Origin of the sequence: Nocardia asteroides (assembly GCF_900637185.1) — a bacterium.
Lineage (GTDB): Bacteria > Actinomycetota > Actinomycetes > Mycobacteriales > Mycobacteriaceae > Nocardia > Nocardia asteroides.
This window is the reverse complement of the sequence record NZ_LR134352.1, coordinates 4,375,244-4,401,732: the sequence shown is the minus strand read 5'-3', so window position 1 is coordinate 4,401,732 and position 26,489 is coordinate 4,375,244. Positions and strand designations below refer to the sequence as shown.

Here is a 26,489-nt window from a genome sequence, read left to right as displayed (position 1 = left end):
GGACATGGGCACCATGGCAATTCGCAATTCTGGTGAGGGAGTGGCGTCGTGACCGCCGAGACGCTCATCCCGTTCGACCCCTACGACTACGCGTTCCACGAGGACCCGTACCCCACCTACGCGCGGCTGCGCGCCGAAGCGCCGGTCTTCCGCAACACCACGCTGGACTTCTGGGCGCTGTCGCGGCACGCCGACGTGCGGGCGGCGCTGCGTGACAGCGCGCGCCTGTCCAACAGCTGGGGCGTGTCGCTCGATCCCACGTCGTACGGGCCGAACGCGCATCTGGCCATGTCGTTCCTGGCGATGGACGATCCGCGGCACGCGCGTATCCGCAAGCTGGTGTCGAAGGGGTTCACCCCGCGCAGGCTGGTGGAGATGACCGACCGGATCGGGGAACTGACCCGGCAGCACTGGGACCGGTGCCTGCAGCTCGAGCAGTTCGACTTCATCCGCGATTTCGCCGGCCTGCTGCCGATGGACGTGGTGTCGGAACTGCTCGGGGTGCCCGAGGCCGACCGCGCCCACCTGCGCACCCAGTCGGATCTGCTGCTGCATCGCGAGGAAGGCGTGCTGGACGTGCCCGAGGGCGCGATCTTCGCCTACATCGAATTGACCAGGTACTACCGGGAACTGATCGCCGAGCGGCGGACCCACCGCGGCGAGGATCTGGTCTCGGTGCTGCTCGACGCGGAGGTCCCCGACGAGGAGGGCGGATCGACCCGCCTGTCGGAGGAGGAGATCATCGGCTTCCTGGTGCTGATGGTCGTGGCGGGCAACGAGACCACCACCAAACTGCTCGGCAACGCGATGTACTGGGGCTCCCGGTTCCCGGACCAGGTCGCGCTACCGTTGCGGGATCCGAGCGCCGTGCCGGAGTGGACCGAGGAGACCCTGCGCTACGACAATTCCACCCAGATGCTGGTCCGCCGCGTGCTGGCCGACGTGCGCTTCGGCGAGCACCTGATCCCGGCCGGTGACCGGGTCCTGCTGCTGCTGGGTTCGGCCAATCGCGACGAGGACGTCTTCGCCGACGCCGCCGACTACCGGATCGGCCGCGACAGCTCGCAGACCCTGGTGAGTTTCGGTCTGGGCGTGCACTTCTGCCTCGGCGCGCACCTGGCCCGGATGGAAGCCAATATCGGGCTCACCGCCATCGCCGAGTCGATCTCCGGCTACGAGATCGATGTGGCGGCCGCCGAGCGGGTGCATTCGGTGAACGTGCGCGGCTTCGCCGGGCTGCCGATGCGCGTGCGGGCCAGGTAGCGCGGGCCCGGCGATGAAGACCAAGGGCGCACTGCTGTGGGACTTCGGGCAGCCGTGGTCGGTGGAGGAGATCGAGATCGGCGACCCGCGCGCCCACGAGGTGAAGATCCGGATGGAGGCGGCCGGCATGTGCCACTCCGACCATCACCTGGTGACCGGCGGCATCCCGATGGCCGGATTCCCGGTACTCGGCGGGCACGAGGGCGCCGGGGTGATCGTCGAGGTCGGGCCGCTGGTCGAGGACCTCGCCGTCGGCGACCACGTGGTCCTGTCCTTCATCCCCTCCTGCGGGAAATGCCCGTCCTGTCAGGCGGGGCTGCGCAATCTGTGCGATCTCGGCGCGCTGCTGCTGTCGGGGACCTCGGTCACCGACGGCTCCTACCGGGTGCGGGCCAAGGGCCACAACGTGTTCCCGATGACCCTGCTCGGTACCTTCGCGCCCTACCTCGTGGTGCACGAGAGCTCGGTGGTCAAGATCGATCCGGCGGTCCCGTTCGAGGTCGCCTGCCTGGTCGGTTGCGGGGTGACCACCGGATACGGCTCGGCCACCCGGATCGCCGATGTCCGGCCCGGGGAGGACGTGGCGATCATCGGGCTCGGGGGAGTGGGCATCGCCGCGCTGCAGGGGGCCGTGCACGCCGGTGCCCGCTACGTGTTCGGTGTCGACCCGGTGGCGTGGAAACGGGAGCAGGCGTTGCTGTTCGGCGCCACCCACGTGTACGCGACCATCGAGGAGGCCACGGCGGCCGCGGCCGAGATCACCGCAGGCGGGATGCCGAAGAAGGTGATCGTGGCGGTGGGTGCCGTGCGCGGCGAGGACGTCGACAGCTGGCTCGGGATCACCGCCAAGGCAGGCACCTGCGTGCTGGCCGCCATGGGTCACCTCACCGAGAACGCCGCGACGGTCAACCTCGCCATGCTCGCCCTGCTGCAGAAGAACCTGCAGGGCGCGCTGTTCGGCGGCGGCAACCCGCACTACGACATCCCGCGGCTGCTGTCGCTGTATCAGGTCGGCAGGCTCAATCTCGACGACATGGTGACCCGCACCTACCGGCTCGACCAGATCAACGACGGCTATCGGGACATGCTGGAGGGCCGCACGATTCGCGGCGTCATCCGGTTCACCGACGACGACCGCTAGGCGGGCGTGGCGGCCCGGCACCCGGTCTCCGGGGCCGGGCCGACCGCTATTTCACCGGGACCGCGTTCTGCAAACCACCGACATCGGTGATCCGCCACCCCGCGTCGCGGTCGATGGTCAGCGAGTAGGCGACCGTGGTGCGCGTGCCCGCGGGGTTCTGCACGCTGGTGGAGTTCACCGTGAGATAGGCGTTGACCTTGTAGATGCCCGCCGTTTCGGAGAGCACGTCGGCGGACAGCGGGGCCGCGGTGGAGGTCCATTGCAGTGGCAACAGGATCTGCTCGAGCTGCGGGGCGGTCGCGTCGAACTTGGCCGCGAGTTGCGGGCTGGTGCCGGTTTTCAGCTTGCCGAGCCAGGCTTGCACGTCGCGGTAGTCGATGGTGGAGGCACCAAGGGCGTAGTCGCCGGCGATGCGTTCGGCGTGCGCGTCGTCGGCGGCGCGGCGATCACTCGCGGACAGCTCGGCTTTCGTCGAGCCGTAGAGCACGGCCAGGGTTGCCGTGGCGGCGAGCAGGAGAGCCAGCGCGGCCCCGGTACATACTGTGGACAGCCGGATCGCGATCGTGCGTGGCGGGTTACTGGATGGAGTGACCGCTGCCGGCGCGGGCTCGGATGTGTCGGCAGCGGTGTCTGCGGGGGTGCGGGTGTCGGTGCTCAATCGGGGGTCCTTCCGCCTGGGCTGAGGGGTCGGGTCAGCGAATACCTATGCGCAGGCGCACGGCGCCGTCGGCGTCGAAGCCGTGCACGGCCTGTGCGAGCAGCGCGCCGAGGTCGAGGTCGGGTGCGCGCCCCGCCGCGTCGGTCACCACCGGCTCCAGGACCGGGGCGAGCAGCGCGACGTCCGGGCCGATCTTCGCCAGCAGCGCGTCGACCTCGGCGAGGAACGGCAGTACCCCCGTGCCGGTGAAGTACTGCTCGGTGGGCCTGCTCTCCACCAGTGCCGACCCCGACTGCACGATGTCGCTCAGCGTGATGCCGAACTCGCCGAACAGCGGTCCCGCGGTGGCCAGCGACGGCCCCATCCAGTCGATGTCGGCGCCGAGGAACTGCAGGTCCGCGAACAGTTGCCGCAGCACGTCGGTGCGGCTGAGCAGGGTGGCCGCGAGCAGGGTGGTCGAGCGTTGCAGGGTGTCCATGGTGGCCCCTGTACCGGCGAGCGCGCGGTCGAAGGTGTCGACCAGGCCCGCGACGACCTCGGGCCGGATACCGTCGAGCAGGCCGACCAGGCGGGTGGACAGTTCGCTGATCGTCATGGGCTCACGGATTCGGCCGACCGGAATCACCTGGCCGTCCTCGAGATACGGGCCGCTGTCGTGGTCGGGATCGAAGCCTAGATAGGGCTCGCCGAGCGCGGAGAGCTGCTCGATCCGCAGCGTGCTCGCCGCCGGGATGCGGTACCGGTCGTCCACGGCGAACCGGACGAGCACGCCGCCGGGCCGGGTCCGGACCTCCTCGATGCGCCCGACGGTGACGCCGTTGAGCAGCACCGGCGCGTTCGGCGCGAGCCCGCCCGAGCCGCGCAGTTCCAGCCCGATCGTGGTGTGGTCCCGTCGCGGATCCATGTCGAGCACCCCGAGGCACAGGTAGGACACCCCGAGGACGAGGACCGCCAGGATCGCCGAGAGCGACACGGCCGCACGGGTGTTCACCGCACCGCTCCGATCACCCGCAGCAGGTCGATGATCCGCCGGGTCTGTTCGTCGACCGCCGGGCCCTCGGCGCCGGCCACCCCGATCCGCGTCAGGTCGACCTTGGGACCGCTTTCGGCGAACGGCAGCACCTTCGTGTGGATGAGGTCGACCAGCGTCTTCAGGTTCGAGGGGGCCGTGGTGTCGAACGGGCTGTCGCCGAACAGCATCGGCACCACCCCGGCGACGGCGGCGTCCAGGGAACCGAGCAGCGGACCCAGCCAGGTGGTGCTGGGCGCGACCGGCCCGAGTGCGGTGAGCACGAAGATCACCCCGATCTGGGCGTCGATGGCGGCAGTGGTCTGCTGCACGCCGTAGGGGGTGAGCAGTTCCTCGACGACGCCCACATTCGCGAGCACCCCCTGATCGAGCGTGGCCTCCAGACCGTCGAGCAGGCTGTCCACCGCGCCGAGATCGGTGGCGAGATCGGTGAGGTCGCCGCCGAGAGTGGCCGACAGGCGGGCGGTGTCGCGCGGATCGGCGGGCAGGACGCCGTTGACGGTGCGGATGATGTCCTGCAGGTCGGTGACCGCGCCGGTGCCGACGAACACCGACAGCGCCGCCAGGATGTCCTCGATCGCCGGGGCGCGGGTGGTGTCGGTGAGCGGGATCGTGTCGCCGGGTGCCAGGTCGGTGCCGGTGCTGCCGGTCGGCTCGGTCAGCGCGATGTGGATGTCGCCGAGCGGCGTGTCCTGCCGGAGTTCGGCGGTGGTGCCGTGCGGCAGCCGCACCGACCGGTCGACCGCGATCTCGACGGTGACGTGACCACCGCCGGGCGTCCCGGATCGGTCGGTCAGGCGGACGTCGGTGAGTCGTCCGACCCGCACGCCGTCGGCCGTCACCGCCGCGCCCTGCGGCAGATTCAGCACATCGGCGAACTCGATGCGCAGCGGATAGGTCGACTCGCCCGCGCCGAGCCCGGGGACCGCGGAGCAGCCACCGGCGGCCGCCACCGCCAGCGCGGTCAGCACCGCGGCGAACCCCCGCGCCGCCGTCATCGCGCACTCACCGCCGCCAGCAGAACAGGCAGCGCGGGCACGACGGCGGTCCCGTCCGGTGCGATCGGGCAGGACTGCCCGGTGAGGAGCAGGATGGCGCCGCAGACCGCGGGCGAATCCGGCGGGGATACCGCGAGTTTCGGCGGTGCGTACAGCACGGTCGGTTGCCCGGTCGCCGGGTCCAGCGAAGCCGCGAACCCGGCGGCGACGGCCGGGGTCATCGCCATGATCTCCCCGAGTGAGCCCACGCCCGCCGAGAGCAGGGCAGGCAGATCGGTCATCGCGTCCACGGTGCGCACGGCGGGCGTGCCCAGCAGCATGAACACGTCGTTGAGCTGGGGGAGGACTTGTACCAGATAGGTGACGATGTCGACGATCGGCGGGAACGCGATCGTGACGATGTCGTGGAAGGTCCGCGGCAGCTCGGCCGTCATGGATTCGACAGTGTCCCAGCCGTTCCGGGCCCGATGTGCCAGCGCGGCGAGGGCGTCGAGCAGGTCACCCAGGTGACCGATGGCGGCGTCGGGCGCGGTGAGGGCCTGGCCGAGCCGGGTGATCACGGCGTTGATCTGCTCGCCGGTCCCCGCGGTCGCCCGGTCCAGCGCGGCCAGGCCGGACCCGGTGGCGGGATCGCCGGTGAGTTCGGTGGCCAGGCCCGCCAGTGCGTCGAAGGTCTCGGTGAGGCTCCGCGGGGTGAGGGTCTTGGTGATGCAGGTGCCCGGATCCCACCCGCCGGTCGCCGGTTCGTCGCCGACCAGGGCCAGCTGCCGGTCGGCGACCAAGGTGTCGTCCACGGTGACGGCCCCGACATCGGCGGGCAGCCGCCGGTCGGCACGCACGGTGAAACGGACTCGCGCCCACGATCCCACGGGTTCGATCCCGGTGACCGTACCCACCCGGATGCCCAGGATGGTCACCGCGCTGCCGGGGTAGAGGCCGATGCTGTCGGGCAGATCGGCACAGTAGGCGCGAGTGTCGGGCGTCGGCCGGGCCAGCTGGACGGCGGCCACGCCACCGAGCGCCACGCTGACCACCACCGCGGCGGAGAGAACGCCGCGCGAGCCGAGGATCCGGTGCAGCATCGTCATCGACAACCACCTCCCGGCACGGGGACACAGATCCGGTCGGGGACGACGGTCACCCCCGAGTGGTCCACCCGCGCGCCCGTCCCGTCCGCCAGCAGCGGCAGCAGGCGTTCCTCGAGTCCGCGCACCGCGTCGAACAGCGCACCGAGTCGCGCGACCAGGCTCTGCAATCCGCCGATGCTGTCGATCAGCGGCTGGACCCGCTGGTGCAGGTCGCGGTCCCAGGCGCGGCCCAGCGGCGAGAGACGGCGCAGCACATCGGACAGGTCGTCGAGTGCCTGGGCGACGCTGGCCTTGTGGGTCTGCACCAGTGTTTCCAAGGCGCGCAGCATGCGGACCAGCTGGGCCAGGGACTCGGAGGCGCCGTTCAGGGCCGAGAGGTACTCGTCGGCCACCGTGAGCGCCCGGGAGATGTCGGCGTTCTGGGTGTTCATCAGCGACACCAGGTCGTCGGTGGCGCGCAGGGCCGAGCGCAGCGCCTCGGGGCCCGCCTCGATCGAGCCGGCCAGCGCGGCGAGATCGTCGCGGACGGTGGTGCCGTCGATCGCCCGTACCGGCGCGACGGCGTCCTGGAAGATCTGGGTGAGGTTGTAGGGCAACACGACCCGGTCGCGGGGGATGACCGTCTGCCTGAGGGCGACGGTGCCCGCGGGGCGCAGTGCGACGTAGTAGCCGCCCACGACGGTGAGCATGCGGATGTCCAGGCCGGTCGCGTCCCCGAGGAACACGTCGTCGCGGACGGTGAAGGTCATGCGCACCCGGTCGGCCAGCAGGGTCAGCGACCGCACCCGGCCGACGGGAACACCCGCGAGCCGGATGTCGTCACCGGTCCGCAACGCGCCCGCCTGGCTCAGCTCCGCGGTATAGGTGCGGTCGTCGGTGGTCCCGACCACGCCGACCACCCCCAGCGCGACCGTCAGCAGCACCGCCCCGAGCAGACCGGCGACACCCCAGCGCAGATCCCCGGCACGATCGCCGGAACCGGTGCCGCGCAGCCGCGCGCCGGCAGCGCGCAGCCGGGTCATCGTGCGTGACACAGTGTGACCCCCTGTCCGGCGATCAGGACCTGCAGTGGTTCGGGCGCGGTGGCCGTGCCCGAGGAGCAGGCACCGGTTTGCTCGCCTCCGGTCGCCGGTACCGCGGCCGCCATGGACTGGATCAGCCCGGGCAACCGCCCGAACACCGCCACGGCGACCCGCGGATCGGGAAAGGCGTTGCGCAGCACGGCATCCAGATCCGCGCCCTCGTCGCCGGTGATCCCCGCGACCTGGAGCATGTGCCGGATCGGCTGGAGCACCGGCGGGATCGCCACGGCGAAATCCACCAGGCCGGGCAGCTTCTCGGCGATGGCGGTGAACAGCGCCGTGAGATTGGTCAGCAGCTGCACCGCCTGCCCGGACTTGCCGCCGAGCCGATCCCCGATCTGGGCCAGATTCCGCACCAGGGTCGACAGCACCGCCTGCCGGTCGGAGGCGTAGCGGCTCAGCGTGTCCACCGCGTCCAGTGCCGGCCCGAGCCCGGCACCGTCCCCGTCGATCAGGGCGAGCATGCTGGTGGTGAACCGGTTGATCTCCTCGGGCGACAACTGGGCCAGCACCGGTTGCAGCCCTTTGAACAGGGTGGTGATGTCGAAGGCGGGCACCGTGTCGGCGGTACCGAACTGCGAGCCGGGCGTGCGGCGTTCCCCCGGCACGTCCGGCTGGTCGAGATCGAGATAGCGGAAACCGGTGAGATTCTGGAATCGCACGGCCAGCGTGCTCCCGGCATACAGCGGTCGATCGCGCAGGACGGTGAACTCCACCCGGGCGAGCACGCCGTCGAGATCGATCCCGGTCACCTTCCCGACCGGGACACCGTGCAGCCGCACGTCGTCGCCGATGCGCAGCCCGTTCGCGTCGGTGAACAGCGCGGAATAGGAGTCGGTGGCACCGCGCACCGGACGGTCGATGAGCCGGAACACCGCGGCCAGCGCGACGACGGCCAGGGCCGCGGCCACCGTCACCCGCAGCAGCAGGGTTCGCGTCGTCATCAGCGTGCCCCCGGTTGAGCGGGTGCGCCGAGCGCGGCCCGCAACGGCACGGCCAGGCCGGGCACCACGTCGAGTTCCACCGCGACCCGCAGGACGGGCCCGCCGGGGGTGTCGACGAACGCGGCGCCCGCCCGGGCCAGCAGGGTGGCGAGCAGTTCGGCCGAACGGCCGGGCGGACCGACCGCGGCGGCGACCTCGTCCAGGACGGTTCCGGCGAGTGGCGTCAGACCGGCGAAGTGGGTGCGGGCGGTGGTCATGGTCTGGGTGACCATGGGCAGGAGCTGATATTGCATGTCGTCCCAGAAGGCGGCGAAACGGGCGAGATTGTCGGGGGAGCGCAGGTATTCGTTGGTGTAGGCGGCGTCGAGGACGTCCACCGCGCCGGTCAGCATGGGCGGTGCGCCCGCCAGCACCGACCCGAACGCGGCCGCCAGCTCGGTGGGCGGCAGCTGCCGGGTCTCGGCGTAGGCACGCACGGTCGCGCCGATCGCCTCCAGCAGCGGGGTGAAGGCGCGCAGGTCGCCGGAGATCGTGTGCAGCAGGCCGGCGAGTTTCGTCGTGAGCACGTCACCGGTGAGTTCGCCGGTGGAGCGCAGCAGCGCCGCGAGCGTGGCATCCGCGACGCGGCCCGCGTCGGCGCCACCCAGATCGACGGTGACACCGTCGGTGAGCGCGGTGCCACCCTCGGCCGGGACGAGGTTCAGCGCGGTGATACCGAACAGGTTGTCGGGAGCGAACTCGAGGCGCAGTTGGTCGGTGAGGCCGTACAGCTCGGCCGCGCGCAGCGTCAGCGCGAGGTCTTCACGACCGTCACCCGCCGCGGTGATGCCGGCGACCGAGCCGACCCGGACCCCGCCCAGCCGCACATCGGTACCGGGCCGCACCCCCGCGCCGACATGGTCGGTGCGCAACACCACCCCGATCTCGCCGTCGGCGAGCGAATCCGGGCGCACCTGCCAGGCGACGGCGCCGGCGAGCACCACCAGAGCGGTACAGGCGCCGAGCAGACGGGCACGCCACGGGCCGACCTCGGTACCGGGCAGCGAATACGGCGGCATGTGATCACCCGGTGAACGTGATGGGGGAGCGGAAGCCCCACAGCAGAATGGTGGCCACCATGTCCAGGGCGATGATCGCGACCAGGCTGGCCCGGATCGCCCGGCCCGACCCGATCCCCACACCCTCGGGGCCACCGGTGGCGAAATAGCCCTGATAGCAATGGATCAGCACCACGGCGATCGCGAAGACCACCACCTTGACCGTCGCGGCGAAGACATCCCAGCCGAGCACGAACTGATCGAAGTAGTGGGCATAGGTGCCGGCCGGTACATCGTGCACGGTGGTGACCACGAGCTGACACGACAGATAGCTCAGGATCAAGGCGACCACGAAAGCCGGTGCCACCGCGACGATCCCGGCGATCACCCGGGTGGTCACCACGAACGGCACCGACCGGATCCCCAGTGACTCGAGCGCGTCGATCTCCTCGGAGATCCGCATGGACCCGATCTCGGCGGTCATCCGGCAGCCCGCCTGCGCCGCGAAACCCACGCCCGCGGCGATCGGCGCCAGCTCCCTGGTCACCCCGAACGCGGAGATCAGGCCGCTGAGCCTGCCGAGCGCGAGCGCGTCGAGCGCGTGATAGGCCTCGATCCCGATCGAGGCGCCCATCGCCACCCCCATCAGCAGCATCAGCGGAACGACACCGCCACCGACCACCACCGACCCACGGCCCCAGGTCATGTCGGTGACCGCGATGAGCGTCTGTCTCCGATATCGCCGCAGTGTGAACGGCACCGAGGCGAGCACCTGCCAGGCGAAACCGAGGGCGAAGCCGGTGGACTCCACCGGCGCGAGCGGACGCACCCGCCGCGTCCAGCGCAGCCCGAACGGCCGGTAGCCCGCCGCGGTCATCAGGCCGCCCGCATCGGCACGAACATCGTGACCACCTGGGTGACCACGGTATTGAGCACGGTGATCGCCGCGACCGACATGACGACGGCGGCGTTGACCCCGTCGGCGACGCCGCGCGGACCGCCCCCGGCCTCCAGCCCGCGTTGACAGGCGATGATCACCACCAGGAACCCGAAGAGCAGCGATTTCACCAGCGAGACCCACACGTCGAACGAGGTGGTGAACGCGCCGAAGGAATCCCAGTAGCTGCCCGGTGTCACCTCCAGCGCCGCCACCGCGACGGCATAGCCCGCCCCGATCCCGACGACGATGATGAGCACGTTCAGCAGCGGCGCCACCAGCATCATCGCCGCCACCCGCGGTACGACCAGCCGCTGGACCGGATCGACCCCCATCACGCGCAGCGCGTCGACTTCCTCGCGCACGGTGCGCGCGCCGAGATCCGCCGCGATCGCGGCCGCCCCCGCACCGCCGAGCAGGATGCCGGCCGCCATGGGCGCGCCCTGCTTGATCACGCCGAGCCCACCGGCCGCGCCGATCATCGAGTTCGCCCCGAGCTGGGACACGATATTGCCGACCTGGGCCGACAGGATCACCCCGAACGGGATCGCCATCAGCACGCTCGGCACCGCGGTCACCTTCAGCAGGAACCAGGCCTGTTCGAGGCTTTCGCGCACCCGGAAGCGGCCGAGCGCCGCGTCCCGCAGCCCGATCCGCACAGCCTGCGCGCCCATCCGCAGCGCCCGGCCGAAGGTGGCGAGCGCGGCCAGGATCGTCTCACTCGCAGTGCGGCGCAGCACGGCGCTCGCGGTGAGAACGTCCCGCTCCGGCGACTCCGGCGGACGCCCGGATCCGTCCGGCGTCATGGCCTACCCCTCGGTGATCGATGTCCGATCAGCTATCTGGACACAAGTCTGGACGGTACTACATGGCGCGGATCGGCACGGCGAATTTCGGCCACGAAGCGGCGAACCTGCGTATGGTGGACACCTGTCCGGACATGTATTCAATCTTGCCGGGCGGAAGACGAGGTGTGGGAAACAGTGACATTCACGTTGTCGAACGTCTTCGCGACCGTGGCCGCCGCGATACCGGATCGGGAGTTCGTCGTCTGGGGCGAACGCCGGGTGACCTATGCCGAATCCGACCGGCGCAGTACCGGTTTCGCGCGGTTCCTGGCCGGCCGCGGGATCGGCTGCCGGACCGAGCGGTCCGCGCTGGCCGCCCACGCGTCCGGGCAGGACCATGTGGGGATCTACCTGCGCAATTGCACCGAATACCCGGAGGTCCTGATCGGCTCGTATCGGGCGCGGGCGGTGCCGTTCAACATCAACTATCGCTATGTCGACGAGGAACTGCGCTACCTGCTGACCGATGCCCAGGTGCGGGTCCTGGTGTACCAGGACGAGTTCGCGCCCCGGGTGGCGGCGGTGCTGCCGGCCCTGACGGACGCGGTGCTGCTGGTCCAGGTCGCCGACGGCAGCGGAAACCCGTTGCTGCCCGGCGCGATTCGCTACGAGGACGTGGTGGCCACCACGGCGCCGGACCTGCCCGAGACCCGGTGCGAGGACCTGTATCTGCTCTACACCGGCGGCACCACCGGCATGCCCAAGGGAGTGCTGTGGCGCCAGGAGGACATCTACCTCGCGGCCATGGGCGGCACCCGCTTCGGCACCGGTGAGGAGATCGGCTCCTACGCCGCACTGGCCGCCTCGGCCGCCGGGACGGGCGGCGCCTATCGCCTGGTGGTGGCCGCGCCGTTCATGCACGGCGCCGCGCAGTGGCTGCTGTTCCAGGCCGTCACCAACGGCGGCACGCTCGTCCTGCCCACGGTCGTGGACCGTTTCGACGCCGCCGCGGTGCTCGACGCGGTGGCGCGCGAACGGGTGATCGCCCTGCCGCTGGTGGGTGACGCGATGGCCAGGCCGGTCGCCGCGGAACTCGAACGCCGTCCCTACGACCTGGAATTCCTGGCGGCGGTGCACAATGCGGGTGCCCCGCTGTCCCCGGCGGTGCGGCAGCGCCTCGTCGCCGCGTTCGGCAAGCCGGTGCTGGTGGTCGATTCGGTCGGTTCCTCGGAAGCGGGCATCCAGATGACGCAGGTCTTCGACGCCGCCGACGGCACGCCGGGCGCCTATCTGCCGGCCGGCGGTGACACCGCCGTGCTCGACGACGCGCTGAGCCGGACACTGGACGAGCCCGGCGCGCAGGGCTGGCTGGGCCGCAAGGGCCGGATTCCGCTGGGCTACCTGGGCGACGCGGACAAGACCGCCCGCACCTTCCCGGTCGTGGACGGCGTGCGCTGGTCCATCGCCGGCGACCGTGCCACGGTGCTGGCGGACGGGCGCGTCGCCCTGCTCGGTCGCGACAATCTCACCGTCAACTCCGGTGGCGAGAAGATCTTCGTCGAAGAGGTGGAGCGCGCGGTCGCCGCGCACCCCGAAGTGCTGGACGTGGTGGTGGTCGGGCGACCCTCGGAGCAGTGGGGCAGCGAGGTGGTGGCCATCGTGCACGTGCGCGACGCGGCGGTCACCGACGCCGACCTGCTCGCCGAATGTGCCGCGCACATCGCCCGCTACAAGCTGCCGAAGGCGATCATCCGCTGTAGCGAGATCCGGCGTTCGCCCGCGGGCAAGGCCGACTACCGGTGGGCGCGCGATCTCGCCGTCGAAGGCTGAGGAGTCCGCCCGTGTTCGACACTGTCACCGCACAACTCACCGCCCGCGCCGACGACCCGAATCCGGCGATCCGCACCGCGGAACGGACCTGGAGCTGGCGCGACTACATCGCCCGAGCCCGCCGGGTCGCGGCCGCGGTGCTCGCGCTCGCCGACCCGGCGCGACCCGTGCATGTCGGCCTGCTGCTGGGTAACACCCCCGACATGCTCGTCGCCCTGGCCGCGGGCGCGCTGGGCGGCTACGTCGTCGTGGGGATCAACGACACCCGGCGCGGTGCGGGGCTCGCCCGCGACATCGCGCGCGCCGACATCCAGATCCTGCTCGTCGACCCCGAACACCGTGAACTCCTGAACGGGCTCGACCTGCCCGGGGTGCGGGTGGTCGAGACCGGGACCGAGGCATGGTCGGCCCGGATCGCCACGGCGGGGCCGCTGACCCCGCACACCGTGCCCACCGCCGCCGACACCTTCCTGCTGATCTTCACCTCCGGCACCAGCGGCGACCCCAAGCCGGTCCGGTTGGCGCACATGATGGTTCCCTTCGCCGGGCCGCCCCTGGTCGACCGGTTCGGCCTCGGCCCCGACGACGTGTGCTACCTGTCGATGCCGCTGTTCCACTCCGCGGCCATCCTCGGCGGATTCAGTGTCGCGCTGGCGAGTGGCGCGACCATGGTGCCCGCCCGCTTCTCGGCGTCGACCTTCCTGTCCGACCTGCGCCGGTACGGGATCACCTATCTCAACTACGTGGGCAAGCCGCTGGCGTATGTCCTCGCCACCCCGGAACGTCCCGACGACGCCGACAACCCGCTGCGCGTGGCGTTCGGCAACGAGGCCTCCGATCGCGACATCGCCGACTTCGCGCGGCGTTTCGGCTGCACGGTGTGGGACGGTTTCGGCTCGACCGAACTCGCCGTCATCATCACCAGGGAACCGGGCACCCCGCCCGGCTCGGTCGGCAAGGGCTATCCCGGCGTCGCCGTCTACGACCCGGACACCGTCACCGAATGCGCCCCGGCCGAATTCGACGCCGACGGCACGCTGACCAACCCGGCCGCGGCCATTGGCGAACTGGTCAACACCACCGGCGCCGGCCTGTTCGGCGGCTACTACAACGACGACGCCGCCACCGCCGAACGCCTCCGGCACGGCTGCTACTGGACCGGGGACCTCGCCTACCGCGACACCGAGGGCTGGCTGTACCTGGCCGGACGCACCGCCGACTGGCTGCGCGTGGACGGCGAGAACCTCGCCGCGGGCCCGATCGAACGGGTCCTGCAACGCCTGCCCGCACTGAGCCGGGTGGCCGTCTACGGCGTGCCCGACGGCCGGGTCGGCGACGCGGTCATGGCGGCCCTCGTCCTGCGCGACGACGCGACACTCACCCCGGCCGAACTCACGGAATTCCTCGCCGCGCAACGGGACCTCTCGCCGAAGGCCTGGCCCCGCTATGTGCGCCTGGCCGCCGACCTGCCCGCCACCGCGACGAACAAGATCCTCAAACGGGTCCTCAAAGCCGAGGGTCCCACCGCCGGTGACGGCGTGCTGTGGCACCGGCCGGACCGAGCGGCCGAGTACCACGCGGTCGCCGACCCGTCCTCGCATTCCCTCGACCGACCGCCCGCGTCCCGGGCCCAGGAGGTACCCGTGTCATCCCCGACCGCGCTGCCCGCCGGACTGGACTTCTCCGATCCGGCCCTGTGGGCCGACCGCACCCCCGCCGCCGAATTCGCCCTCCTGCGCAAGACTGCCCCGGTGTGGTGGAACAGCCAGACCGACGATCGCTGCGTCCCGCACGCCGACGGCGGATTCTGGGTCGTGTCCCGGCACGAGGACGTGCGCGCCGTCTCCCGCGACCCGCGTCTGTTCTCCGCCGAGACGAAGGGCTCGGTGGTGCGCTTCCCCGGCACCGTCACCGGCGACGCCTTCGAGTCGACCAAGGCGCTGCTGCTGAACATGGACCCGCCCAAGCACTCTCAGCTGCGGCGCATCATCTCCCGTGGCTTCACCCCGCGCGCGGTCGAGGCGCTGCGTGGGGCCCTGGCCGACCGGGCCGAGGCGATCGTGCGGGCGGCCAGGGCCAGCGGGGGCGGCGACTTCGTCGACCAGGTGGCGCGGGAACTGCCGCTGCAGGCGATCGCCGAACTGTTCGGTGTCCCGCAGGCCGACCGGCATCGCCTGTTCGACTGGTCGAACCAGATGCTCAACTTCGACGACCCGGAGTACGGCGACCCGATCGAAGCGACCGCGGGCCTGCTCGGCTACGCCTGGCAGCTGGCCGAGACCCGCCGCCTCGACCCGGGCGACGACCTGGTCTCGACCCTGGTCACCGCCGACATCGACGGCGAAGCCCTCACCTCCGACGAATTCGGCTTCTTCGTCATCCTGCTGACCATCGCGGGCAACGAGACCGCCCGCAATGCCACCACCCACGGCATGAAGGCCTTCCTCGACCACCCCGACCAGTGGGCGCTGTTCAAGGAGACGCGGCCCCGCACCGCCGCCGACGAGATCGTGCGCTGGGCCACGCCGGTCATCGCCTTCCAGCGCACCGCCACCGAGGACACCGAACTCGGCGGTCGGCCGATCCGGGCCGGTGACCGGGTCGCCATGTTCTACAGCTCCGCCAACTACGACGAAACGGCCTTCGCCGACCCGTTCACCTTCGACATCCTGCGCGATCCCAACCCGCACCTGGGGTTCGGTGGCACCGGCCCGCACTACTGCCTGGGCGCCAATCTCGCCCGCCTGCAACTGGAACTGATCTTCGGCGCCATCGCCGATGTCATGCCGCACCTGCGCCAGGTCGGCGAACCGCAGCGCCTGCGGTCGAGCTTCATCAACGGGATCAAGCACTGGCCGGTCCGCTACGAGTGAGAAACCCCCTGAGAAAGGTACGACCATGCCACGATTCGACCCGCACCCGCCGATCCGGCCCGCGGTGATCACCGGTGCCTCGTCCGGGATCGGCGCGGCCACCGCCGTCGCCCTCGCCGACCTGGGACATCCGGTGGCGCTGGGCGCGCGCCGCGTCGACCGCTGCGAGGCGCTGGCCACCGCGATCCGGGACAAGGGCGGTGTCGCGTTCGTGTATCCGCTCGACGTCACCGACGACGAGTCGGTGGCCGAGTTCGCCGACGCCGCGGAGAAGGAACTCGGCGACATCGAGATCCTGGTCTCCGCGGCCGGTGTGGTGCGCTTCGGCGCCGCCCACGAGATGGCCTCGGCGGAGTTCGTGCGCCAGCTCGACGTGCACCTGGCCGGACCGCACCGCATGATGCAGCGCCTGGTACCGGGCATGGTGGCCAGGCAGCGCGGTGACGTGGTGCTCATCGGCTCGGACTGCTCGGTGACGCCGCGGCCCCGGATGGGGGCCTACAACGCCGCCAAGGCCGGGCTCGAGGCGTTGTCGATCCAGATGCGCAAAGAGCTCGAGGGCACCGGGGTCCGGGTGTCGATGGTGCGGCCCGGTCCCACCCAGACCGAGATGGGCACCGACGCCACCGTCGAGGATGTCGGTCCGCTGCTGGAGGACTGGTCGCGCTGGGGCTTCACCCGGCACCCCTACATGCTGCGGGCCTCGGACATGGCGGCGGCGGTGAGCGCGGTGGTGAGTACCCCGCGCGGCGCGCACATCATCGTCAGCGAGGTCCAGCCCGAAGCGCCGCTGCGTCACCCGCGCACGGCCGCACCGCCGCAGTGAGACGAATGGCCGGGTCCCTGGGGCCCGGCCATTCCGGTTTCAGTCCCGCGTGCGGCGCCGGTAACGCACCAGGCAGGGTTGCTGGAGCTGCACCACCATCTTGGAATGGTCGTTGCGGTAGCTGTCGGCGGGCTGGGCCATCTCGAACTCCCAGTCGCGCAACAGGATCGAGAAGATCGCCTTCATCTGCATGAGCGCGAACGCGGCGCCGACACAGCGGTGCCTGCCCGCCCCGAACGGAATCCAGGTCCAGCGGTTGACGATATCGGCCTGCTCGGGATCGAGGTAGCGGCCGGGATCGAAGGTGTCGGGATCCGGGAAGTCCTCCGCGAGCCGGTTGGAGATCGCCGGGGTGGCGGCGACGAGGTCGCCCGGTTCGATCCGGTGCCCGCACACCTCGAATTCCCCGCGCGCCACCCGCATCAGGATGATCAGCGGCGGATGCAACCGCAGGGCCTCCTTCAAGGCCGCCTCCAGGCGCGGAATCTGGCGCAGCGCACGGAAACTCACCTCCGCGTCGTCGGCGAACAGCTCGTCGAGCTCGGTGACCACGCCGTCGAGGTGTTCCGGATGGCGCAGCAGCTCGATGAGGGTCCAGGCCGAGGTGCCCGAGGTGGTGTGGTGGCCGGCGAACATCATCGAGATGAAGATGCCGGTGATCACCGAGGCGGAGAAGCGCAGCTCGCCGTTCTCGTCGCGCACCGACACCAGCACGTCGAGCAGGTCGCGATCGTCCTTGTCCTGCGGCGGATTCGCGATCCGGCCCGCCATGATCTCCTCGACCAGGCCCACCAGCTTCGCCCGCGACTCGTCGCGCTTGCGGAAACTCTCGATCGGCATGTACGGGTCGACGTAGGCCAGGGCGTCGGTGCCGCGTTCCAGGTCGTGGTAGAGCTGGGCGAACCGGCTGTCGAGCTCGTCGCGGAATTTCGGGCCGATCAGGCACGCCGAGGACGTGTAGATGGTCAGCTCGGCGAAGAAGTCGAGCAGATCGATCTCGCCGGAATCGCCCCAGCCCGCGATCATCCGGTCCACCTCCCGGGAGATGGTGGCGGCGTGGCCGCGCATGAAGTCCGCGCGCAGTGCCTGGTTGTGCAGCATCTCCTTGCGGCGTTCGGGGCTGGCGTCGAAGACCACGCCCTCGCCGAAGATCGGTTTCATGAACGGATAGGCGGCCTGTTGGTCGAGGTCGTCGTCGGCGGCGCGGAAGAAGAACTCGTTGGCCTCGGATCCGGAGAGCAGCACCACATCCCGGCCCGCGAGTTCGAAGACACCGACGTCGCCGCATTCCTCGCGGACCCGGCGCATGAGCGCGATCGGGTCGGCGCGCATCTCCTCGAGGTGCCCGTGCTCGTGTTCGCCGCCGGAAACCCGCCGGGGCTTCAGAAGTGTCATCGAAGACCTCTCAATCCTGTCGGTCGCGTGTATAGACACGTGTCCAGACGGTACTACAGTTCGTCTCGGCACCGCAATGAGATCGCCTGGTCGGGCATAAGAAAAACCGCCCCGAACGGGGGCGGTTTCGCTGTGCCGGAATTGTCAGCCGAGAATCAGGTGCACGGTCTTCTCGATTCGATCGGCCATTTCGCTGTAGCTGCCGTAGCCCATTCCCGCGCGCACCAGCGCGCCCGCGTAGAGCATTTCGAAGGATTCCAATACCGCGACATCGGGTTCGGGACCCAGGGCGCTCTCGATGCGCTGGCGGATCTCGAGACCGATCCGCAGGCGCAGATGCGCGACGTCGGGATCCTGGCCGAGCAGCGCGCTGGTGACCGCGCCGGCCAGTTCGGCTTCGTCGCCGACGATGAGCGAGACCTGGCGCAGCGTTGTCACCACCCGTTCGGCGGCGGTCTGGCCCTCGGTGAACTCGACTGCGGGCAACTGCAGCAGCCGGCGCCAGAACACCTCGGCGACCAGGTGCTCCTTGGAGGAGAAGTAGGTGTAGGCCGTCGCGGTGCCCACGCCCGCGGCCGCGGCGACCATCCGCACGGTGGTCGCGGCGTATCCCTCCCGGGTGATCACCTCGACCGCGGCCCTGGTCAGCCGGTCGACGGTGTCGGCCTGCTTCTCGGTCAGGCGCCGGCGGGTGGCTTCCAGAATCGCGGAATCAGAATTCTTTTCGGACACCAGTCTATGTTAGTCGGCCTGCGGAGAATACAGCAACAAGGTGCGATTGTGTGTCGAATGGCCGGAAAAGTCGACGCGCGACGGCGGCGGCTGTCCGGTTTCCGCGGGGAATCCGGACAGCCACCGCAATCGGACCATCGCGCCGGGCTTCTCGGCTATTTCAGCCTGCGCATGCGCGGCCCGCCTTCCTCGCCGAGCCGCCGCACGACCGTGCCGATCGCGGTCTCGAGCCGGGTTCCGTTGGGCCAGCCCACGTAGTGGCACAGGAACAGCGCGATCTCGTGCAGCTGTTCCTCGGTGAACTCCTCGTTGTGCAGCGCGCCCTGGATCTGGATCTCGGCGGTCTCCATCCGGCCCTGCGCCGTGAGCGCGCCCAGCAGCAGCAGGCGCCGGTCCCGGTCGCTCAGACCAGGCCTGGACCAGATCTCGGCGAAGAGATGGTCGACGGTGGTGGCGAAGTGCGCGGAGTCGATCTCCGGCGGCTGCCAGCCGTAGACCTCTTTCATCCGGGCCAGGCCCCGGGCGCGGGCGTCGTCGGTCATCAGTGGCTCCTGTCGGTGTCGGCCGCGACGGTCACGGCGGCATGCGCGAGTCCCAGACCCGCGGCGAGATGTTCGGAACTGAGCTGGGCCAGGGGCAGATCCACCCCGAGCCGCTCGCCCAGGGCCAGCGCGAGCGCGAGATCCTTCTCGCCGAGGTCACGCACATGGGACATGATCGGCAGCCACGGATCGTCGAGCTCGAGTTGCGCGGTGCTCGCGCGCCAGAGGATGGCGCCCGGGCCGCCGGTGACGCCGTCGGAATGCCGGACCACCTCGCCCAGCCGCCGCAGATCCAGGCCCGCGCTCTCGGCCAGCCGCGCGGCCTCGGTCGCGGCGGTGAAGGCCACGAAATGCAACAGGTTGCGCGCCAGCTTCATTCGCGTGCCCGACCCCACCGGCCCGGCGTGCACCACCAGATCGGCCCAGCGGGCGAACGGCGCGCCGACGGCGGCGAAGGCGGTCTCGCTGCCACCGACCATGACGGCGAGGCGCCCCTGTTTCGCACCGGGCGCCCCGCCGCTGACCGGCGCGTCGACCAGATCGACACCGTGCGCGCGACATTCGGCCGCCAGCTCGACGGCGGTGCTGTCGGCGATGGTGGAGTGCACGGCGATCACCGTGCCCGGACGCGCGGTGCGCAGGATGCCGTCGGGGCCGGTGACGACCTCGCGCACCTGCACGTCGTCGAGGACGGTGATCGAGATGACCGTCGCCTCGGCCGCCACCGCCGCCGGGGTGGCGGCCACCGCGGCCCCGGCCTCGGCGAACGTCGCGGTGGCGGCGGGACGCGCGTCGCAGACCACCAGCCCGCCGGGCCAGTCGATCAGCCGCTCGGCCATCGGCGCGCCCATATTGCCCAGGCCGATGTAGCCCAGGCGGATCGGAGTGCTCATGACCGGAACACCTGCCCGCCGTCGATATTGAAGATCTGCCCGGTGACCCAGGCCGCCTCGTCGGACAGCAGGTACAGGCAGGCCCCGACGAGATCCTGCGGGGTGCCCATCCGCTTGAGCGGCAGCCGGTTCACCATGTCGGCGACGATGCTCGGCGGGGTGACCGACTTGGTGGCGTCGGTGTCGATCGGGCCGGGCGCGATGGCATTGATCCGGATGTTGGAGCCGCCGAGTTCGAAGGAGAGCTGCTGGGTCAGCCCGTTGATGCCGACCTTGGCCAGGCCGTAGAAGCCCGAGTACACCCAGGCCGCGGTGGAGGACTGATTGACGATGGAACCGCCGCTCTTGGCCATCACCGGCCACACCGCGCGGGTGACGTTGAGCGCGCCGTCGAGATTCACGCTCATGAAGTGCTTGTAGTAGTCCCACGGCACGGTGAGCAGCAGGTCCAGTTTCATGGTGCCGTAGATGGCGGCGTTGTTCACCAGATGGTCGATGCCGCCGAAGGTTTCGGTGGTGAAGGCGGCGAGCGCGAGGGCGGATTCGGGCTGGGCGACGTCGACCTCGTGGAAGACGGCGGTGCCGCCCGCCTCGGTGATCTCCTTCGCCACCGCGGTGCCGGCCTCGATATTGAGGTCGGCGACGACGACGCGCGCGCCCTCGGCGGCGAGCGCCTTGGCATAGGCGGCGCCGATGCCCTGGGCCGCGCCGGTGACGACGGCGGTGCGGTCGGTGAATCGGGTCATGTCGAGAACTCCTCGGAAATAGGGATGATCAGGCCGGGTAGGCGACGAGCTTGGTCTCGAGGTACTCCTCGAACCCGGCCACGCCCATCTCGCGGCCGATGCCGGACTGCTTGTAGCCGCCGAACGGAGCGTCGACCGAGTACCAGGTGCCGCCGTTGACCGACAGGGTGCCGGTGCGGATGCCGGAGACGACCTTGTCGACCCGGTCGGGATCGCTGCCCCAGACCGAGCCCGACAGCCCGTAGGGCGAGTTGTTGGCGACGCGGATGGCGTCGTCATCGTCGTCGTAGGGGAGCACCACCAGGACCGGCCCGAAGATCTCCTCCTGCGCGACCACCGAATCGGGGGACAGTCCGGTGATGAGGGTCGGTTCGACGAACCAGCCCGCCTCGCGCTCGGCGGGGCGACCGCCGCCGACGACGATGGTGCCGCCCTCGCTGCGGGCCAGGTCGAGGTAGCCCTCGACGCGCTCACGCTGGCGGGACGAGATCAGCGGTCCGCAGACGGTGCCCGCGTTGTCCGGATCGCCCGGCCGGATCCCGGCCAGTGCTCTGGCGGTGATCGCCACGGCCTCGTCGTACTTCGCTCGCGGTACGAGCAGGCGGGTGGAGAGCGCACAGCCCTGACCGGCGTGCACGCACACCGCGAACGCCGCCATTCCGCACGCCGTGCGCAGGTCGGCGTCGTCGAGCACCACGAACGCCGACTTGCCGCCGAGCTCGAGGAACACCTTCTTCACCGTGGCCGCCGCGGCGGCCATCACCGACTTGCCGGTGCGGGTGGAACCGGTGAACGACACCAGATCGACCCGCGGATCCTCGGTGAGCTGGGCGCCGAGCAGATGATCGGAGGAGGTCACCACATTGAGGACACCGGCCGGGATGTCGGTGTGCTCGGCGGCCAGAATACCGAAAGCCGCTGCACACCAAGGGGTATCGGGCGCCGGTTTGAGCACGACGGTGTTGCCCGCGGCCAGTGCCGGTCCGATCTTGGCCAGGTTGATCTGATGCGGGAAGTTCCACGGCGTGATCGCGCCGACCACGCCGACGGCTTCGCGCCGCAGCTGCCGGGCCGTGCGCATCCCGAGTGGTTCGGCGACGGGCAGGTCGGTTCGCCACGCGTAGCTCTCGGCCAGGTCGGCGAACCAGCCCAGATCGTGGACGGGGCCCTCCAGATGCGGGCCGGAGGTGAGCATGCGTGGCGCGCCCGCCTCGGCGATGGTGATCGCGCGCAACTGTTCGATGTGGTCGAGCGCGGCGTCGCGCAGCTGCCGGATACAGCGCGCCCGCAACGCCGGGTCCGTGGACCAGCCGGTCTCGTCGAAAGCCGTGCGCGCCGCGGCGATCGCCGCCGACATGTCGTCGGCGGTGGCATCGGCGGCGGCGCCGAGGCGCGCGCCGGTCGCCGGGTCGACCGTGTCGAACACGCCCGCGGACCCGGGGACCAGCTTTCCGTCGATGAGCAAGGGGGTGCCGTCACTGGGCCGCAAGTCGCTCGCCACCGTGTCTCCTTAGATGTCTGGACAGGTGTCTGGACTATATTTCACCGGTGTGCGGATCGGCAAGGCTCCGTTCCGGACAGGTGTCCATGGCGGCGGGGTAGGGTGGCCGGAGTCGATGTCGGCCGACCCGGCCGACGGGAGAGGACAGGCCTGATGAAGACCAAGTTGCGTTGCCCCTGTGGGGAATTGATCACCGGCACGGACGAGGACGACCTGGTGACCCGCACCCAGGCCCACCTCGCCGAGTTCCATCAGGGACACGACTACAGCCGCGACGAGATCCTGCTCTTCGCGTATTAGTCCTCGAACGGCAGCGAGGTGAGTCCCGGGTCAGCCGATCGGGGGGACCTGTTCGGCGGGCAGCGGGGGAGCGGGTGGGGTGCCGTCGCCGAACGGCCTGCCGCCCAGCTCTTCCCGGTGATGCGGAGTGAGCCAGTTCGACAGCTCGGGACCGGCCGGCACGATGCCGGTGGGATTGATGTCGCGGTGCACCACGTAGTAGTGCTCCTTGATCTGGCCGAAATCGATGGTGTCACCGAAGCCGGGGGTCTGGAACAGGTCGCGGGCGTAGGCCCACAGCACCGGCATCTCGCTGAGTTTGGCGCGGTTGCACTTGAAGTGACCGTGGTAGACCGGGTCGAACCGGGCCAGGGTGGTGAACAGGCGGACGTCGGCTTCGGTGATGGTGTCGCCGACGAGATAGCGCTGCGCCATCAGGCGCTCGGTGAGCCGGTCCAGCGCCGCGAACAGGCGGGTATAGGCGGCGTCGTAGGCGTCCTGGGCGCCGGCGAAACCGCAGCGGTAGACGCCGTTGTTGATGTCACGGAAGACTTCGCGGTTGACCTCGTCGATCTCCGCGCGCAGGTGCTCCGGATACAGCTGTGGGGCGCCGGGCCGGTGGTACGCGGTCCACTCGGTCGAGAAATCGAGGGTGATCTGCGCGTAGTCGTTGGTGACCACCTGTCCGGTCGGCACATCGACCACCGCGGGCACGGTGATGCCGCGCGGATATTCGGGATCGCGCGCCAGGTAGGCGTCCCGCAAGCGGTGGATGCCCAGGACCGGGTCCACCTCGCCGGGGTCGAGGTCGAAGGTCCAGCTGAGCTTGTCGTGCGTGGGCCCGCACAGCCCCAGCGACAGCACCGGCTCCAGCCCGAGCAGCCGCCGCACGATCAGCGTGCGGTTGGCCCACGGGCAGGCGCGGGCGGCGACGAGCCGGTAGCGATCGGGCTCGACGGGATAACCGTCACGCCCGTCGGCCGTGATCCGGGTGGTGATGTAGTTGGTGTCGCGGCGGAACTCGCCCGGCTCGACGTAACTGCCCGCACTCGACTCGGCTTCGCTCACTTGCCCAGTCTCGCAGATCCGCCGCGCGAATCCGGTCCGTGCGGCCGCGAATTTGCCCGTAGTCGCCCAAATGCTTGACTGATTCCAGAAACCGGAGAACACTGCGAGCGTGCCCACGGACACGGAATTCCAGCAGCTGCTGCGGGGAGTTTCGCTGCGCGTGACCGCCCCGCGAGTCGCGGTGCTGGCCGCCGTGCACGAGCACCCGCACGCCGATACCGATTCCATCATCCGTGCCGTGCGTTCCCGCCTGTCGGTGGTGTCGCACCAGGCCGTCTACGACTCGTTGCGCACGCTCACCGCCGCCGGCCTGCTCCGCTGCATCCAGCCGCGCGGCCTGGTGGCCCGCTACGAGTCGCGTGTCGGCGACAACCATCACCACCTGATCTGCCGGGCCTGCGGGGTGATCGCCGATGTCGACTGCGAGATCGGCGCCGCGCCCTGCCTGACGCCCGCCCAGGACCACGGCTTCGTCGTCGACGAGGCCGAGGTCGTCTATTGGGGCCTGTGCCCCGCCTGCGCCGCCACGCAGGTCACCGAATCCGATTCCACCCAGCCCGCCCGTTCCGTCCAGGAAGGAATATCGTGACCTCCGAGAGCCGCGACACCCACAGCACCAGCGAGAGCGAGAACCCGGCGATCCCGTCGCCGACCCCCGACACCGACCACCGGCCGCGCTCCAACAAGGACTGGTGGCCCGAGCAGATCGACGTCTCGGTCCTGCACGCGCACTCGTCCAAGTCCAACCCGCTCGGCGAAACCTTCGACTACGCCCAGGAATTCGCCACCCTCGACGTCGACGCGCTGAAAGCCGACGTCGCCGCGGTACTCACCGACTCGCAGGACTGGTGGCCGGCCGACTACGGCAACTACGGCGGCTTGTTCATCCGCATGAGCTGGCACGCCGCGGGCACCTACCGCATCGCCGACGGACGCGGTGGCGGCGGTCAGGGCGCGCAGCGCTTCGCCCCGCTCAACAGCTGGCCCGACAACGCCAACCTCGACAAGGCCCGCCGGCTGCTGTGGCCGGTGAAGCAGAAGTACGGTAACGCCATCTCCTGGGCCGACCTGCTGGTCTTCGCCGGGAACGTGGCCCTCGAGTCGATGGGCTTCCAGACCTTCGGGTTCGGCTTCGGCCGCCCGGACGTGTGGGAGCCGGAGGAGATCTTCTGGGGTCCGGAGGACACCTGGCTCGGCGACGAACGCTACAGCGGCGACCGCCAGCTGTCCGGCCCGCTGGGCGCGGTCCAGATGGGCCTGATCTACGTGAACCCGGAGGGCCCCAACGGCACTCCCGACCCGGTGGCCGCGGCCCGCGACATCCGCGAGACGTTCGGCCGCATGGCGATGAACGACGAGGAGACCGCCGCCCTGATCGTCGGCGGGCACAGCTTCGGCAAGACCCACGGCGCGGGCAACGCCGACCTGGTCGGCCCCGAGCCCGAGGCCGCCCCGCTCGAGCAGCAGGGTCTCGGCTGGAAGAGCGCCTACGGCACCGGCAAGGGCAAGGACGCCATCACCAGCGGCCTCGAGGTCGTCTGGACGGCCACCCCCACCCAGTGGAGCAACGGCTTCCTGCAGAACCTGTACGGCTTCGAGTGGGAGCTCACCAAGAGCCCCGCGGGCGCGTGGCAGTGGAAGCCGAAAGACGGTGCGGGCGAAGGCCTCATCCCCGATCCCTTCGGCGGGCCCGGCCGCACGCCGACCATGCTCACCACCGACCTGTCGCTGCGCGAGGACCCCATCTACGGCGAGATCACCCGCCGCTGGCTGGACCACCCCGAGGAACTGGCCGAGGCCTTCGCCAAGGCCTGGTACAAGCTGCTGCACCGCGACATGGGCCCGATCAGCCGCTACCTGGGTCCCTGGGTCCCCGAACCGCAGCTGTGGCAGGACCCGGTGCCCGCCGTCGACCACCCGCTGATCGACGACCAGGACATCGCCGCGCTGAAGAACACCGTCCTCGACTCGGGCCTGTCGGTCTCGCAGCTGGTGAAGACCGCGTGGGCCTCGGCGGCCAGCTTCCGCAGCACCGACAAGCGCGGCGGCGCCAACGGTGCCCGCATCCGGCTCGCGCCCCAGCGCGACTGGGAGATCAACGAGCCGGCCGAACTGGCCCAGGTGCTGCCGGTGCTCGAGCGGATCCAGTCCGACTTCAACGCCTCGGCCGCGGGCGGCAAGAAGGTGTCGCTGGCCGATGTGATCGTGCTGGCCGGCTCCGCCGCGATCGAGAAGGCCGCCGCGGACGCCGGTTACAAGGTCACGGTGCCCTTCGCGCCGGGCCGGACCGACGCCTCGCAGGAGAACACCGATGTGGAGTCGTTCGCGGTGCTCGAACCGCGCGCCGACGGTTTCCGCAACTACGTGCGTCCCGGTGAGAAGGCGCCGCTGGAGCGGCTGCTGCTGGACCGCGCCTACATGCTCGACGTCACCGCGCCGCAGCTGACGGTGCTGGTCGGCGGTCTGCGCGCGCTCGGCGCCAACTACGGCGGCAGCGCGCACGGCGTGTTCACCGACCGGCCGGGCGTGCTGACGAACGACTTCTTCGTCAATCTGCTCGACCAGAACACCGAGTGGAAGGCATCGGAGTCGGCGGAGAACGTCTTCGACGGCGTCGACCGCCGCACCGGCGAGCCGAAGTGGACGGCCACGGCCAACGACCTGCTCTTCGGGTCGCACTCGGTGCTGCGCGCGGTGGCAGAGGTCTACGGCCAGCGAGACGCCGGCGAGAAGTTCGTCAACGACTTCGTCGCCGCGTGGGTGAAGGTCGTCGACAACGACCGGTTCGACCTGCGCTGATCCCCGACGTGTCCCGGCCGGCCCGCCCGGCCGGGACAC

24 protein-coding genes and 1 pseudogene are annotated in these 26,489 nt (G+C 70.4%); 9 read left to right on the top strand and 16 right to left on the bottom strand.

All coding sequences use genetic code 11. From position 1 onward, the window contains the following. The first annotated feature begins 48 nt into the window (after positions 1–48). Together EL493_RS20610 and EL493_RS20605 are read left to right on the top strand one after the other, a co-directional pair. A complete protein-coding gene (locus EL493_RS20610; protein WP_019047218.1) occupies positions 49–1,263 on the top strand; it encodes a cytochrome P450 in 1,215 nt (404 codons plus the stop codon). Positions 1,264–1,276: 13 nt separating this feature from the next. Next, positions 1,277–2,404, top strand: coding sequence for an NDMA-dependent alcohol dehydrogenase (locus EL493_RS20605; RefSeq protein ID WP_019047217.1), 1,128 nt, complete (start codon positions 1,277–1,279; stop codon positions 2,402–2,404). A gap of 46 nt (positions 2,405–2,450) precedes the next feature. On the opposite strand, the gene EL493_RS20600 is transcribed toward EL493_RS20605, so the two are convergent. The 9 genes from EL493_RS20600 to EL493_RS20560 are packed head-to-tail and all read right to left on the bottom strand — an operon-like array spanning position 2,451 to position 10,984. Continuing rightward, positions 2,451–3,062, bottom strand: coding sequence for a hypothetical protein (locus EL493_RS20600; protein ID WP_022566855.1), 612 nt, complete (start codon positions 3,060–3,062; stop codon positions 2,451–2,453). 34 nt (positions 3,063–3,096) lie between these two features. Further along, positions 3,097–4,053, bottom strand: a complete 957-nt coding sequence (locus EL493_RS20595) for an MlaD family protein (RefSeq protein WP_019047215.1) — start codon at positions 4,051–4,053, stop codon at positions 3,097–3,099. Further along, positions 4,050–5,090: an MlaD family protein gene (locus EL493_RS20590; RefSeq protein WP_019047214.1), complete on the bottom strand. Its 1,041-nt coding sequence runs from the start codon at positions 5,088–5,090 to the stop codon at positions 4,050–4,052. The genes EL493_RS20595 and EL493_RS20590 overlap by 4 nt, the downstream gene beginning before the upstream one ends. Continuing rightward, positions 5,087–6,178: an MlaD family protein gene (locus tag EL493_RS20585; RefSeq protein ID WP_019047213.1), complete on the bottom strand. Its 1,092-nt coding sequence runs from the start codon at positions 6,176–6,178 to the stop codon at positions 5,087–5,089. Before EL493_RS20585 ends, EL493_RS20590 begins: the two co-directional genes overlap by 4 nt. Continuing rightward, positions 6,175–7,212, bottom strand: a complete 1,038-nt coding sequence (locus EL493_RS20580; RefSeq protein WP_022566856.1) for an MlaD family protein — start codon at positions 7,210–7,212, stop codon at positions 6,175–6,177. Before EL493_RS20580 ends, EL493_RS20585 begins: the two co-directional genes overlap by 4 nt. Further along, positions 7,197–8,204, bottom strand: coding sequence for an MlaD family protein (locus EL493_RS20575; RefSeq protein ID WP_019047211.1), 1,008 nt, complete (start codon positions 8,202–8,204; stop codon positions 7,197–7,199). The genes EL493_RS20580 and EL493_RS20575 overlap by 16 nt, the downstream gene beginning before the upstream one ends. Beyond that, complete coding sequence (locus EL493_RS20570; protein ID WP_019047210.1) at positions 8,204–9,262, bottom strand: MlaD family protein; 1,059 nt, start codon at positions 9,260–9,262, stop codon at positions 8,204–8,206. The genes EL493_RS20575 and EL493_RS20570 overlap by 1 nt, the downstream gene beginning before the upstream one ends. Before the next feature lie 4 nt (positions 9,263–9,266). Further along, entirely contained in the window at positions 9,267–10,118 is an 852-nt protein-coding gene (locus EL493_RS20565; RefSeq protein WP_019047209.1) for an ABC transporter permease, read from the bottom strand. Then, on the bottom strand, positions 10,118–10,984 hold the full coding sequence (locus tag EL493_RS20560; RefSeq protein WP_019047208.1) for an MlaE family ABC transporter permease: 867 nt from the start codon (positions 10,982–10,984) through the stop codon (positions 10,118–10,120). Before EL493_RS20560 ends, EL493_RS20565 begins: the two co-directional genes overlap by 1 nt. A 177-nt stretch (positions 10,985–11,161) precedes the next feature. On the opposite strand from EL493_RS20560, the gene EL493_RS20555 reads away from it, so the two are divergent. The 4 genes and pseudogenes from EL493_RS20555 (at position 11,162) to EL493_RS20545 (ending at position 16,495) form a co-directional block, all read left to right on the top strand. Further along, complete coding sequence (locus EL493_RS20555) at positions 11,162–12,796, top strand: acyl-CoA synthetase (protein WP_030202236.1); 1,635 nt, start codon at positions 11,162–11,164, stop codon at positions 12,794–12,796. A gap of 11 nt (positions 12,797–12,807) precedes the next feature. Next, positions 12,808–14,394: pseudogene (gene fadD1, locus EL493_RS32440) on the top strand (fatty-acid--CoA ligase FadD1); the annotation flags it as partial. Positions 14,395–14,748: 354 nt separating this feature from the next. Then, positions 14,749–15,669, top strand: coding sequence for a cytochrome P450 (locus tag EL493_RS33765; protein WP_324615678.1), 921 nt, complete (start codon positions 14,749–14,751; stop codon positions 15,667–15,669). Positions 15,670–15,694: 25 nt separating this feature from the next. Next, entirely contained in the window at positions 15,695–16,495 is an 801-nt protein-coding gene (locus tag EL493_RS20545; RefSeq protein ID WP_019047205.1) for an SDR family oxidoreductase, read from the top strand. A gap of 39 nt (positions 16,496–16,534) precedes the next feature. Here the strand turns inward: EL493_RS20545 and EL493_RS20540 are convergent, their stop codons facing one another. The 6 genes from EL493_RS20540 to EL493_RS20515 form a co-directional block, all read right to left on the bottom strand. Further along, positions 16,535–17,890, bottom strand: coding sequence for a cytochrome P450 (locus EL493_RS20540; RefSeq protein WP_019047204.1), 1,356 nt, complete (start codon positions 17,888–17,890; stop codon positions 16,535–16,537). Between the two features lie 144 nt (positions 17,891–18,034). Further along, positions 18,035–18,622: a TetR/AcrR family transcriptional regulator gene (locus tag EL493_RS20535; protein WP_019047203.1), complete on the bottom strand. Its 588-nt coding sequence runs from the start codon at positions 18,620–18,622 to the stop codon at positions 18,035–18,037. Positions 18,623–18,777: 155 nt separating this feature from the next. Further along, positions 18,778–19,164, bottom strand: a complete 387-nt coding sequence (locus tag EL493_RS20530; RefSeq protein ID WP_019047202.1) for a carboxymuconolactone decarboxylase family protein — start codon at positions 19,162–19,164, stop codon at positions 18,778–18,780. Then, positions 19,164–20,057 (bottom strand): NAD(P)-dependent oxidoreductase, encoded by an 894-nt coding sequence (locus EL493_RS20525; protein ID WP_019047201.1) that lies wholly within the window; start codon positions 20,055–20,057, stop codon positions 19,164–19,166. The genes EL493_RS20530 and EL493_RS20525 overlap by 1 nt, the downstream gene beginning before the upstream one ends. Beyond that, complete coding sequence (locus EL493_RS20520) at positions 20,054–20,803, bottom strand: SDR family oxidoreductase (RefSeq protein WP_019047200.1); 750 nt, start codon at positions 20,801–20,803, stop codon at positions 20,054–20,056. Before EL493_RS20520 ends, EL493_RS20525 begins: the two co-directional genes overlap by 4 nt. A 28-nt stretch (positions 20,804–20,831) precedes the next feature. Further along, complete coding sequence (locus tag EL493_RS20515) at positions 20,832–22,304, bottom strand: aldehyde dehydrogenase (protein ID WP_022566858.1); 1,473 nt, start codon at positions 22,302–22,304, stop codon at positions 20,832–20,834. Positions 22,305–22,457: 153 nt separating this feature from the next. Here EL493_RS20515 and EL493_RS20510 point away from each other — a divergent pair, with 153 nt between their 5' ends. Further along, positions 22,458–22,604 carry a hypothetical protein gene (locus EL493_RS20510; RefSeq protein ID WP_019047198.1) on the top strand — a complete coding sequence of 49 codons (147 nt, stop codon included), beginning with the start codon at positions 22,458–22,460 and terminating at the stop codon, positions 22,602–22,604. 30 nt (positions 22,605–22,634) lie between these two features. Here EL493_RS20510 and EL493_RS20505 read toward each other — a convergent pair whose 3' ends face one another. Next, positions 22,635–23,651 (bottom strand): glutathione S-transferase family protein, encoded by a 1,017-nt coding sequence (locus EL493_RS20505; RefSeq protein ID WP_019047197.1) that lies wholly within the window; start codon positions 23,649–23,651, stop codon positions 22,635–22,637. A 109-nt stretch (positions 23,652–23,760) separates the two neighbouring features. Between EL493_RS20505 and EL493_RS20500 the strand changes: the two genes are divergently transcribed. Both EL493_RS20500 and katG read left to right on the top strand, forming a co-directional pair. Continuing rightward, positions 23,761–24,240, top strand: a complete 480-nt coding sequence (locus tag EL493_RS20500; protein WP_019047196.1) for a Fur family transcriptional regulator — start codon at positions 23,761–23,763, stop codon at positions 24,238–24,240. Continuing rightward, positions 24,237–26,450, top strand: a complete 2,214-nt coding sequence (gene katG / locus EL493_RS20495; RefSeq protein WP_019047195.1) for a catalase/peroxidase HPI — start codon at positions 24,237–24,239, stop codon at positions 26,448–26,450. Before EL493_RS20500 ends, katG begins: the two co-directional genes overlap by 4 nt. Positions 26,451–26,489: the final 39 nt, after the last annotated feature.

Coding starts and splice junctions, on each gene's coding strand:
- EL493_RS20605 (WP_019047217.1), top strand. CDS start 1,277: ATGAAGACCAAGGGCGCACTGCTGTGGGACTTCGGGCAGCCGTGGTCG.
- EL493_RS20590 (WP_019047214.1), bottom strand. CDS start 5,090: ATGACGGCGGCGCGGGGGTTCGCCGCGGTGCTGACCGCGCTGGCGGTG.
- EL493_RS20585 (WP_019047213.1), bottom strand. CDS start 6,178: ATGACGATGCTGCACCGGATCCTCGGCTCGCGCGGCGTTCTCTCCGCC.
- EL493_RS20575 (WP_019047211.1), bottom strand. CDS start 8,204: ATGACGACGCGAACCCTGCTGCTGCGGGTGACGGTGGCCGCGGCCCTG.
- EL493_RS20570 (WP_019047210.1), bottom strand. CDS start 9,262: ATGCCGCCGTATTCGCTGCCCGGTACCGAGGTCGGCCCGTGGCGTGCC.
- EL493_RS20565 (WP_019047209.1), bottom strand. CDS start 10,118: ATGACCGCGGCGGGCTACCGGCCGTTCGGGCTGCGCTGGACGCGGCGG.
- EL493_RS20560 (WP_019047208.1), bottom strand. CDS start 10,984: ATGACGCCGGACGGATCCGGGCGTCCGCCGGAGTCGCCGGAGCGGGAC.
- EL493_RS33765 (WP_324615678.1), top strand. CDS start 14,749: ATGGACCCGCCCAAGCACTCTCAGCTGCGGCGCATCATCTCCCGTGGC.
- EL493_RS20545 (WP_019047205.1), top strand. CDS start 15,695: ATGCCACGATTCGACCCGCACCCGCCGATCCGGCCCGCGGTGATCACC.
- EL493_RS20540 (WP_019047204.1), bottom strand. CDS start 17,890: ATGACACTTCTGAAGCCCCGGCGGGTTTCCGGCGGCGAACACGAGCAC.
- EL493_RS20530 (WP_019047202.1), bottom strand. CDS start 19,164: ATGACCGACGACGCCCGCGCCCGGGGCCTGGCCCGGATGAAAGAGGTC.
- EL493_RS20525 (WP_019047201.1), bottom strand. CDS start 20,057: ATGAGCACTCCGATCCGCCTGGGCTACATCGGCCTGGGCAATATGGGC.
- EL493_RS20520 (WP_019047200.1), bottom strand. CDS start 20,803: ATGACCCGATTCACCGACCGCACCGCCGTCGTCACCGGCGCGGCCCAG.
- EL493_RS20510 (WP_019047198.1), top strand. CDS start 22,458: ATGAAGACCAAGTTGCGTTGCCCCTGTGGGGAATTGATCACCGGCACG.